Here is a 10105-nt window from a genome sequence, read left to right as displayed (position 1 = left end):
GGTAGTCTACCGCCCGCGTACGAGGCTCGCGGCGACCTCAAGCAGGCGTTCAACGGCGGCGCTGACCGCTGCGTGATCGGGGCCCTCGCCCATCACTCGGAGCAGGGGCTCGGTCCCAGAGAGGCGCACAAGTACGCGTCCGCCTGTCTGTGCAAGTGCCACCTCAGTCTGGCGAATGGCGTTCTGAAGATCAGGCTCCGCGAGCAGTCGCTCCCCCTCACCTGGGGGCACCGGCACCGTGCGCTGGAGTTGTGGGTCAAGGGGGATGGCGTCTGCCATCTCCCCAACGGGGATCCCCGCGCGGGCGACGAGCCCGAGCACGGTAATCGCGCTGAGGAGCCCATCACCGGTCGGTGAGAGCTCCCTGAAGAGGAGGTGACCACTCTTCTCGCCACCGAATCCGCCCGCGCCAGCGGCGAGTCGTTCAGCGATGTGTCGGTCGCCGACGGGGGTGCGCTCCAGGGCTATCCCGTGAGCGGCAAGATGGCGCTCCACGCCACTGTTGGTCAGCACCGTGGCGACGGCGCGGTCAGATCCGGCAACTCCTCGCCCCTTCCGATCGAGTGCGATGAGGGCGATCAAGACGTCACCATCAATGGCTCGCCCACTCGCGTCGACGACGACGCAGCGATCAGCGTCACCGTCAAGCGCGATGCCGAGATCGGCGCCGTGCGCGCGCACCTGCTCGCCGAGTGCCGCGGGGTCGGTGGCACCAACACGATCATTGATCACGCCATCACCCATCGCAAATGGCACAACTGTTGCCCCTGTGGCGGCGAGTGCCGCAACGGCAAATGGTGAGGCGGCGCCGTGTGCCGCATCAATCACCACGCTCATGGCGCTGGCACTCACTGTGTGGGCAAGATCGGCCAACGTTCGTTCGTATCGCTCGCGATATGCCTGGGCCTCCTCTGCGTGTGACGCTGATGGGGCAACTACCCGCAGGCCTCCTGCGAGAGCACGCTCCATTGCTGCCTCAAGCGCTCGCTCCTGCGCATCAGGAATCTTTCGCCCATCGCGTGCGAGCACCTTCAAGCCGTTGTACTCGACGGGATTGTGTGATGCCGTCACCACCACGCCGCAGGCAGCGTGTGGCTCGCCTGCAACGAGTGAGGCGAGTCCAGGCGTTGGGATAACGCCAACATCGATGACGGTTCCGCCGTGCGCCTCAATCGCGCCTGCGAGCGCGGCGGAGAGCTCGGCTCCGCTCGGTCGGGTATCGCGCCCAAGAAGAACAAGACCCGCCGGGTGCTGCTGCATCAGGGCGACACCGAGTGCGGCAGCCATCTCAACGGTAAGTGTGTCGCCAGCGATCCCGCGGATCCCATCGGTGCCGAAGCGAACCGTGGTCACGGGCGTCCTTGCGTTAGATCAGCGCTTGGTGAACTGCTTCGCCTTGCGTGCGCGGACGAGACCGTACTTCTTGCGCTCCTTGGCGCGCGGGTCGCGCGTCAGGAATCCAGCTTGGCGGAGTGGTAGTCGGTACGCCTCTGGATCAGCGGAGAGGAGTGCGCGTGAGATGCCGTGGCGAATTGCGCCTGCTTGGCCAGAGATGCCGCCGCCCTCAACCTTCACCATCGCATTGAAGCGACCCTCGGTGCCGGTGACTCGGTATGGCGCGAACACTTCAGACTGCGGAATGGCGCCGCCAAAGTGCTGTTCATAGGTGCGTCCATTGATGACAATCTGGCCCTCACCAGCAACGAGGCGAACGCGCGCAACGGAGGTCTTGCGTCGACCGGTTCCCTGGTAGTACGGCAGACTGGCCACGCTCTTCTCCTTCGGGCTCACGCGAGGGGCTCCGGCTTCTGTGGAGCGTGCGGATGATCCGCATCGGCATAGACCTTCAACTTCCGGATCTGTGCATTGCCGAGCTTCGTCTTTGGGAGCATCCCCTTAACGGCTCGGCGAATCGCCTCGTTTGGCTTGCGCTTCAGCAGGTCGCCGAGGACCTCCATGCGGTAACCACCTGGCTGCCCAGAGTGCGAGTGGTACTTCTTCGAAAGGAGTCGGTCGCCGGTAACAACCAGCTTCGCGGAGTTGATCACGATCACGAAGTCACCCGAATCGAGGTGGTCAGCGAAGGTTGGCTTCCCCTTCCCCATCAGCGTTGAGGCCACCTTCGTCGCGAGTCGGCCAAGGGTCTGACCCTCGGCATCGATCACGAACCAGCGGCGCTCGATTTCTGCGGCGCGAGGTGTCCAGGTCTTCGTGTTCATCTGATCCCCCTAGACCAACTCAAGCTGCACAAGCGGCGCCGAGTCACCCTGGCGGATGCCAATCTTGGTGATGCGACAGTAGCCTGACTTGCGGTTCGCATACTTCGGCACGATCTCATCAAAGAGCTTCTCAACGACGAGCGGCTCTTCCGGGAGGGCTGCAATCACTGCGCGTCGGGCCGAGAGGCCACCCTTCTTGGCGAGCGTAATGATCTGCTCAACCTGCGGACGAATCTCCTTGGCCTTGGCCTCAGTCGTCTGGATACGCTCGTACCGCAATACGGAAACTATGAGGTTCTTATAAAGGGCGAGGCGCGGCCCCTGCTTGCGGGAGAGCTTGCGTCCGCCAATCGCGTGCGAGGTCATTAGGGCTTCTCCTCGTCGTCGGCGCTCTCATCCTCGTCAAAAATGGCGTCGGCAGGGATGGTGCTCTCAGGCACATCGAACCCGCGCTCAACGAGTTTCTCGCGAACCTCGTTGAGGCTCTTCTGGCCAAAGTTGCGCAACTTGAGGAGCTCCATCTCTCCGCCATCAAGGGCGGTGAGGAGCTGGCGGACCTTGAGGATGCCAGCGCGCTTCAGCGCGTTATAGGCGCGCATCGGCAGATCAAGATCCTCAATCGAAACGTCAAGAAGGTTGCCGCCAGCCTCTGCCGCTGGCGCAGCCGCTGGGACCTCGCCGAGGCCGGAGAAGGCCGTGAACTGGCTGACGAGGATTGCCGCAGCCTTGCGGACAGCAGCCTCTGGCGTAATCGTGCCGTCGGTCTCAATCTCAAGGATGAGCTTCTCGCGGTCGACATCTTGGCCGACGCGCGTGTTCTCAACAGTGAAGTTGACCTTGCGAACTGGGGTAAAGATGGCGTCAACGCTCATCACGCCACGCGGACGTACCTCGCCCTCAGGGTCCGCATCAACGCGGTCTGAGGAGACGTAGCCAACTCCGGTCTCAACGACGAGGGTGGCCTCAATGGACGCCTTGTCGGAGTCGAGCGTTGCAAGAACCAACTCTGGATTGACGATCTCAATCTGGCCGTTCGGCTTGATGTCGCCAGCGGTGACCGGGCCTGCCCCCTTCTTCGAAAGGGTGAGCTCGATGCGCTCCTTCGCAAAGCTGCGAAGGCGAATCTTCTTGACGTTTTGGAGGATCTGCACGACGTCTTCGCGGACCCCTGGCAGCGAGGAGAACTCCTGCATGACACCGTCAATCTGCACGGCGGTGACTGCGGCACCTTCCAGCGATCCGAGGAGGACACGGCGCAGCGCGTTGCCGAGGGTAACGCCGTAGCCTGGCGCGAATGGGCCAGCCTCGTACTTGCCGTACGAGCCGAGCTCCTCGAGCGGGGCGATCTTGGTGGTCAGTGCATCGGACATATTCTCTCTCCCTCTTACCGCGAGTAGAACTCGACGACGAGTTGTTCATTGAAGTCGCCCGGCATCTGATCGCGCCGCGGAGCAGCGACCACCGTACCGGTCAACTTGGTGGCATCCACGCGGAGCCACTCCTGGATGCCATTTCCTGAAAGAGTGCCTGCGGCCTCCTTGAATGGCCCAATGTCAGCTCGCCCTTCGCGGACCGAGATGACATCGCCTGGCTTCAGTGAGTACGACGGAATGTTGACAGCCTGACCATTGATGGAGAGGTGGCCGTGGGTGATCAACTGGCGTGCCTGGTCTCGCGAGCTGGCGAGCCCAAGACGGTAGACGACGTTGTCAAATCGAAGCTCAAGGAGGCGGAGCAGATTCTCACCGGTCACGTCGGTGCCACGCTCAGCGGCCTCAAAGAGGCGGCGGAACTGGGTCTCGCCAATGCGATAGACGCGGCGCATCTTCTGCTTCTCGCGCAGCTGCAGGCCGTAGTCGCCAACCTTGCGGCGGCGCATCATGTGCATGCCTGGAGGGGTAGGGCGCTTCTCGAACGAGCACTTCTTCGTATAGCAGCGCGCACCCTTCAAGAAGAGCTTTGCGCCCTCTCGGCGGCACTGGCGGCAGACTGGTCCGGTATCTCGACCCATGCTTCTACTCCCCTAGACTCGGCGCTTCTTCGGAGGACGGCAGCCGTTGTGAGGCAGCGGCGTCACATCGGTGATTGCGGTGATGTCGAGGCCCGCCGTCTGTAGACCGCGGATTGCCTGCTCGCGTCCTGCGCCAGGCCCCTTCACGAAGACGGCAACCGAGCGAAGCCCGTGCTCCATCGCCTTGCGTGCGGCTGCCTCAGCTCCGAGCGATGCGGCGTACGGGGTGCTCTTGCGTGAGCCCTTGAAGCCAGCGACGCCACCCGATCCCCACGAAAGCACCGCGCCCGTTAGGTCGGTGATTGATACGAGGGTGTTGTTGAACGAGGCGGCGATGTGCACATGCCCGACCGGCACGTTCTTCTTCTCGCGACGTCGAGTCTTCGGTGCGCGCTTCTTCTTCTCTTCAGCCATCTCTCTACCTACTTCTTCTCAATCTTCTTGCCGGCGACGGTCTTGCGAGCGCCACGGCGCTGTCGTGCGTTGGTCTTCGTGCGCTGTCCGCGTGACGGGAGGTTCTTGCGATGTCGGGTACCACGGTAGGTGCCAACCTCGATCAGTCGCTTGATGTTCATGGCAATCTCGCGGCGGAGGTCACCCTCGACCTTGCGGCCCTTGTCGATGACTTCGCGAAGTCGGTTGACCTGGTCTTCGGTGAGATCGCGCACGCGCGTGTCGGGATTGATGGAGGTCTGCGCCAAGATCTTCTGGCTGGTGGTCAGGCCAACGCCGAAGATGTAGGTAAGGGCGATCTCAACACGCTTCTCGCGCGGAATATCGACGCCTGCAATACGAGCCATCAGCTAACCCTGTCGCTGCTTGTGCTTCGGGTTTTCGCAAATGACCATGACGCGACCGTGCCGCTTAATCACGAGGCACTTGTCGCAACGAACCTTGACTGACGCAGATACTTTCACTCGTTCTCCTGCTGTGAGCGGCGCACCGCTCGTGCTGCTACTTCAACCGGTAGGTGATCCGACCCTGGGTCAGATCGTATGGCGAGAGTTCGACCTTCACCCGATCACCTGGAAGGATTCGGATGAAATTCGTCCGAAGCTTTCCACTGATATAGGCGCGGATCCGGTGGCCATTTTCAAGCTCGATCACGAACGATGTGTTCGGTAGCGGCTCAACAACGGTCCCCTCGACCTCGATCGAATCTTTCTTCGCCAACAAACCCCCGATCAGAACGCGTTACTGGGTCTCGGAAGACCGAGACGGCGCGCTACGGAGTCCGCAGACGCGAGAGGGGAGAGAGTAGCAGAGCCCCACGATCCACGCACGAACGGGGCGTTCATGACCCCCTCGTGAGGATGGTGGAGCCCCCCGCCACGATGGCGATGCTCTCTTCCCAGTGTGCCGCGAGGCTCCCGTCAATTGTTACAACTGTCCACTCGTCGTCCATGACCCCCACCTCAGGCGACCCGAAGGTGAGCATCGGCTCAATCGCCAGGCAGTGCCCCTCCGCCAGGGTCAGACTCTTGCGGCCGGTGCGGTAGTTGGGTACCTGTGGGGCTTCATGCATGGCACGGCCGATGCCATGGCCAACGTAAGGGCGAACGATCCCGTACCCTGCCCGCAGGGCGACAGCCTCAATTGCCCCAGAGATCTCTTCAATGGTCGCCCCTGGGTGGGCGGCGGCGATGCCGGCATCCAGGGCCTCGCGGGTCACTGCAACCAGGCGCTTCGCCTCTGGAGACCCTTCGCCGACCACAAAGCTACGCGCCCCGTCGGCATGCCAGCCATCCCAGATGGCCCCTGCGTCAATGGAGACGAGCATCCCCTCTTTGATCTCGCGGTCGCCGGGGATGCCATGCACCACCTCGCTATCGAGCGAGATGCAGATGACGGACGGAAAGCCGTGGTAGCCCTTGAAATTCGACGTTGCCCCGTGGCGCTCAATGCAGCGCTCCGCGATCGCGTTCAGCTCGGCGGTGCTCGCACCGGGAACAGCCGCGGCCTGTACGAGCTCATGAATCTCGGCAACGATGGCGCCGGCCCGCCGCATCAACGCGATCTCGGCTGGGCTCTTGCGGGTGATCGCGCCCATCGCTAGGCCGTCAGCCCGACGGAAGCGGCAGCCGCCGCTAGCCGACCTTGGACCTCATCAATGGTTCCAACGCCGCTCACCTCCGTAAGGCGGCCAGTTGCGCGATAGAGTTCAACAACCGAGCCAAGGGCAGCCAGCTGATTTGCCAGTCGGAGCGCAACGGTCTCGGGCGCGTCGTCACTCCGGGTAACCAGCGCCGTGGCGCACACGTCGCACACCCCATGGCTCTGCGGCGGGCGGCTGAGGAGGTGATACGAGCGCCCACATGACGGGCAGACTCGTCGCGCGGTGAGGCGCTCTGCAAGGATCGCGTCGTCCACCTGCAGCAGTACGGCGGTAATCAACCGACCGCTCGCCGCATACGCCGCATCAAGTGCGGTTGCCTGTGCAGGATTGCGCGGAAAGCCGTCAATGATGACGCGGTTCGCTGCATCTGCCTTGGCAAGACGCGCTTGGATCATGTTGATGGTGACCTCGTCGGGGACCAACTGACCAGCATCAATAAACCGCTGTGCGGCGAGGCCGAGCGGCGAGCCAGCGGAAATTTCAGCACGGAAGAGGTCGCCAGTTGCAACGTGGGCTGCGCCCGTTGCTGCGGAGAGTGCCTCCGCTTGCGTCCCCTTCCCTGCGCCTGGGGCGCCGAGAAGGACGAGGATCACTTAATAAAGCCCTCGTAATTTCGCATCAACATCTGCGCCTCGAGCTGCTTCATCGTTTCCACCACAACGCTCACTGCAATCAGGAGTCCGGTACCGCCGAGGCTGACGCCAAGGCCGCCGAGATCGCCAAAGAGTGTGCCGAGCGCATACGGCGAGACTGCAACGAGTCCCAAGAAGAGCGATCCAAGCAGGGTGATACGCGTGACCACCTTGCCGAGATACTCCTGCGTTGGCATCCCTGGGCGAATGCCTGGGATGTAGCCACCGTTCTTGCGCAGCTGGTCTGCAGTTTCGTCAGGCTTGAATGTGAAGGCCGTATAGAAGTAGGTGAACGCGACCGTGAGGGTGAAGTAGAACGGCAGGTAGACCAACTTGTTTTGTGGCCCGAGTGTGTCCACGATCCACTGTGCCCCAGCCTTGACCCACGTCACCTCCGACGCGGTGAAGTAGCCGGCGATCTGTGCTGGGAAGAGCAGGATGCTCATTGAGAAGATGATTGGGATCACGCCAGCCTGATTGACCTTCAATGGAAGGAAGGTGCGGCCACCCTGGTAGACGCGATTGCCGCGGACGCGGCTCGCATACTCAACCGGAATGCGGCGCTGCCCCTCGGTGATCAAGATGATCGCTGCAACAGCCGCAGCGCCGACGACGGCGAAGGCGAGCAGCACGGCGAGATCTGGTGCGCTGAAGAACTCCTGAATGGCGCCCGGCACGCGGCCGATGATGCCCGCAAAGATGATGAAGCTGATCCCGTTGCCGATGCCTCGCTCGGTGACAAGCTCGCCGATCCACATCAACAGCAACGAACCGGTCGTGAGGATCACGATCTGCACGAGGGTCTCTGGGCTGGCCAGGTCGAATCGCGTCTTCAGCACGTTCTGGCTGTTCAGCAGTGCGAGGAAGGCGTAGCTCTGCAGCGCCGCGAGCGGCACGGTCAGGTAGCGGGTGTACTGGTTGATCTTGTTGCGACCGTACTCACCCTCGCGGCTGAGTTCGATCAGGCGCGGCACCACGCCGCTCATGAGCTGCATGATGATCGAGGCGTTGATGTACGGGTTTAGACCCAGGCCGACGACGCTGAATCGTGCCAGGCCGCCGCCTGAGAAGAGGTCAAGGAGGCCGAAGAGGGCGTTGTCCTTGAAGAAGTTCGAGAGGGCCGCTGGATCGGCTCCTGGCACTGGTACATGGCTCAACAGGCGGAAGACGACGAGCATCGCGGCGACGAAGAAGAGCTTGCGTCGAATCTCGGGGGTTCGGAACGCGTTCACTAGGGTGTCAATCATCGTTCGTCTCCTCCACCGCTGTGTGTAGGCGCACTGTGCCTACGTGCGACTTAACCTTAGGCGCCTGCGCCGTCGGCCCCTGCGGCCTTGGTGGCGCGCTTTGCTGGAGCCCTCTTGCCTGGTGTTGGAGCGTTCTTTCCCGCCTTCACCCCTACTGGGGCGGCAGAGGAAGGCGTCGCGCTCTCGTACACCGTGATGTCACCGCCAGCAGCCTTGATCTTGGCCACGGCACTGTCGGTAAACGAATTGGCGGCAAAGAGGATCTTCGTCGAAATCTCACCGGTGCCGAGCACCTTCAACGGCTTCCCTCGAGTCTTGAGGAGGCCCGCTGCGGCAAGGATGTCGGCGTTCACGCTGAGTGGGCTCTCGCCCTTCAAGCGGCCAGCGTCGATCCACTGCTGAATGCGACCAACATTGACGACCGCGACTTCGACGCGCAGAACATTGCGGAAGCCGCGAAGCTTAGGAATGCGGCGATGGATTGGCGTCTGGCCACCTTCGAACCACGCTGGGATGCTCCCACCGCTTCGTGAGGTCTGGCCCTTCGTACCGTAACCGGCAGTCTTACCGCGCCCAGCCGCAATACCGCGGCCGACGCGAATTCGCTTCTTCTTTGACCCTGGTGCTGGCTGCAGATCATGGAGCTTCACTTGGTCACCTTCGCCTTCTTAACCTTGGCAGGCTTCTTCGCCTTCTGTGCCTTCTTCGTTGCGACTGCGGTTGCCGCAGTAGCAGCCTCTGCGCCAGTCAACTCATCGACCGAGACGAGGAAGTTCACCTGGCGCACCATGCCGCGAACGGCAGGATTGTCGGGGAGAAGGTTGGTGTCACCGATGCGGTCGAGGCCGAGTGCACGAATCGTGCCGCGGTTTCGCGCAACATGCCCGAGCTCACTCTTGACCTGAGTGACCTTGATGTACTTCTCAGCCATGGTGCACCTCTGGCGTCGACTCTTGGCCGCCGACGCGGATGCGGACGCGCTTGCCGCGTGCGGCTGAGATCTGCTCAGCCGTGCGCAACTGCGAGAGCGCCTCGATCGCGGCACGGGTTGCGTTCACGGGATTTGACGAGCCGTAGACCTTGGAGAGGATGTCGTGAATGCCCGCAGCGGTAATGATCGCGCGAATTGCGCCGCCGGCGATCACGCCAGTTCCCTGCGAGGCTGGCTTGAGCATCACGCGGCTGGCGGAGTGCTCGGCCGAAACTTGGTGCGGAATTGTGGTGCCAAGGAACGGCACGCGGATGAGGTTCTTCTTCGCGTCTTCGGTCCCCTTGCGGATGGACTCTGGCACTTCGCCGGCCTTGCCGATGCCCACGCCAACGTGACCCTGGCCATCGCCAACGACGACGAGCGCGGAGAAAGTGAAGCGTCGTCCGCCCTTGACTACCTTCGCTACGCGATTAATCTGCACGACCTTCTCCGCGAGGGTCAGCTTCGACGCGTCAATTCTCGCCATCTCAGTGCCCTCCTAGAACTCAAGCCCGGCAGCCCGGGCAGCGTCTGCGAGCGCCTTAAGGCGCCCATGATATTTAAACCCAGCGCGGTCAAAGACAACCTTCGCCACTCCAGCGGTCTTTGCTCGCTCAGCAACGAGGGTTCCAACTTCGGCAGCCTCCTGCACCTTTGTGCGCTTCGCGTCGCCCTTCACCGTTGCGTCCAGGGTAGAGGCCGCCGCCAGGGTCTTCCCGGTTGCGTCATCGATCACCTGCGCGTAGATGTGGTTCAGGCTGCGGAAGATCGCGAGTCGCGGTCGTGCGGCTGAGCCTTCAACGGTGAGTCGAATTCCGAAGTGGCGACGCTTACGCGACGCGACGCGTGTCGTTGCGCGGCTCACTTGGCACCAACCTTTCCGGCCTTACCGGCCTTGCGGCGGATGACC

Annotated in this window: 16 protein-coding genes and 1 pseudogene; all 17 read right to left on the bottom strand. The window is 62.5% G+C overall.

Features of this window, described 5'->3' with window-relative positions:
• Nucleotides 1-6: 6 nt before the first annotated feature.
• A complete protein-coding gene (locus AC3LCN_RS02585; protein ID WP_488648529.1) occupies nt 7-1353 on the bottom strand; it encodes a phosphohexomutase domain-containing protein in 1347 nt (448 codons plus the stop codon).
• 18 nt (nt 1354-1371) lie between these two features.
• On the bottom strand, nt 1372-1770 hold the full coding sequence (rpsI, locus tag AC3LCN_RS02580; protein WP_488648528.1) for a 30S ribosomal protein S9: 399 nt from the start codon (nt 1768-1770) through the stop codon (nt 1372-1374).
• 17 nt (nt 1771-1787) lie between these two features.
• On the bottom strand, nt 1788-2219 hold the full coding sequence (rplM, locus tag AC3LCN_RS02575; protein WP_445844429.1) for a 50S ribosomal protein L13: 432 nt from the start codon (nt 2217-2219) through the stop codon (nt 1788-1790).
• A 9-nt stretch (nt 2220-2228) separates the two neighbouring features.
• On the bottom strand, nt 2229-2585 hold the full coding sequence (gene rplQ, locus AC3LCN_RS02570; protein ID WP_488648527.1) for a 50S ribosomal protein L17: 357 nt from the start codon (nt 2583-2585) through the stop codon (nt 2229-2231).
• Complete coding sequence (locus AC3LCN_RS02565) at nt 2585-3589, bottom strand: DNA-directed RNA polymerase subunit alpha (protein ID WP_488648526.1); 1005 nt, start codon at nt 3587-3589, stop codon at nt 2585-2587. The genes rplQ and AC3LCN_RS02565 overlap by 1 nt, the downstream gene beginning before the upstream one ends.
• Nucleotides 3590-3603: 14 nt before the next feature.
• Entirely contained in the window at nt 3604-4230 is a 627-nt protein-coding gene (rpsD, locus tag AC3LCN_RS02560; protein ID WP_488648525.1) for a 30S ribosomal protein S4, read from the bottom strand.
• A 12-nt stretch (nt 4231-4242) separates the two neighbouring features.
• Nucleotides 4243-4644, bottom strand: coding sequence for a 30S ribosomal protein S11 (rpsK, locus tag AC3LCN_RS02555; RefSeq protein WP_488648524.1), 402 nt, complete (start codon nt 4642-4644; stop codon nt 4243-4245).
• A gap of 8 nt (nt 4645-4652) precedes the next feature.
• Nucleotides 4653-5030 (bottom strand): 30S ribosomal protein S13, encoded by a 378-nt coding sequence (rpsM, locus tag AC3LCN_RS02550; RefSeq protein ID WP_488648523.1) that lies wholly within the window; start codon nt 5028-5030, stop codon nt 4653-4655.
• A 3-nt stretch (nt 5031-5033) separates the two neighbouring features.
• Nucleotides 5034-5147: a 50S ribosomal protein L36 gene (gene rpmJ / locus AC3LCN_RS02545; protein ID WP_445823272.1), complete on the bottom strand. Its 114-nt coding sequence runs from the start codon at nt 5145-5147 to the stop codon at nt 5034-5036.
• Between the two features lie 37 nt (nt 5148-5184).
• The gene (gene infA / locus AC3LCN_RS02540) at nt 5185-5403 is read right to left on the bottom strand and encodes a translation initiation factor IF-1 (protein ID WP_488648522.1); all 219 of its coding nucleotides are present in this window, start codon (nt 5401-5403) and stop codon (nt 5185-5187) included.
• 121 nt (nt 5404-5524) lie between these two features.
• Entirely contained in the window at nt 5525-6280 is a 756-nt protein-coding gene (map, locus tag AC3LCN_RS02535; RefSeq protein ID WP_488648521.1) for a type I methionyl aminopeptidase, read from the bottom strand.
• A 2-nt stretch (nt 6281-6282) separates the two neighbouring features.
• Nucleotides 6283-6939, bottom strand: coding sequence for an adenylate kinase family protein (locus AC3LCN_RS02530; protein WP_488648520.1), 657 nt, complete (start codon nt 6937-6939; stop codon nt 6283-6285).
• Nucleotides 6936-8225, bottom strand: a complete 1290-nt coding sequence (secY, locus tag AC3LCN_RS02525) for a preprotein translocase subunit SecY (RefSeq protein ID WP_488648519.1) — start codon at nt 8223-8225, stop codon at nt 6936-6938. Before secY ends, AC3LCN_RS02530 begins: the two co-directional genes overlap by 4 nt.
• A 56-nt stretch (nt 8226-8281) precedes the next feature.
• Nucleotides 8282-8875 (bottom strand): 50S ribosomal protein L15, encoded by a 594-nt coding sequence (rplO, locus tag AC3LCN_RS02520; RefSeq protein ID WP_488648518.1) that lies wholly within the window; start codon nt 8873-8875, stop codon nt 8282-8284.
• A 104-nt stretch (nt 8876-8979) separates the two neighbouring features.
• Nucleotides 8980-9156, bottom strand: a pseudogene (gene rpmD, locus AC3LCN_RS02515) (50S ribosomal protein L30); the annotation flags it as partial.
• Nucleotides 9149-9682: a 30S ribosomal protein S5 gene (gene rpsE / locus AC3LCN_RS02510; RefSeq protein WP_488648517.1), complete on the bottom strand. Its 534-nt coding sequence runs from the start codon at nt 9680-9682 to the stop codon at nt 9149-9151. The gene rpsE and the pseudogene rpmD, both read right to left, overlap by 8 nt.
• Nucleotides 9683-9694: 12 nt before the next feature.
• Nucleotides 9695-10060: a 50S ribosomal protein L18 gene (gene rplR, locus AC3LCN_RS02505; protein ID WP_488648516.1), complete on the bottom strand. Its 366-nt coding sequence runs from the start codon at nt 10058-10060 to the stop codon at nt 9695-9697.
• Between the last annotated feature and the right edge of the window lie 45 nt (nt 10061-10105).

Origin of the sequence: Candidatus Limnocylindrus sp. (genome assembly GCF_040397215.1) — a bacterium.
In the GTDB taxonomy this organism is placed as follows: domain Bacteria; phylum Chloroflexota; class Limnocylindria; order Limnocylindrales; family Limnocylindraceae; genus Limnocylindrus.
This window is presented reverse-complemented; position numbering and strand designations above follow the sequence as displayed.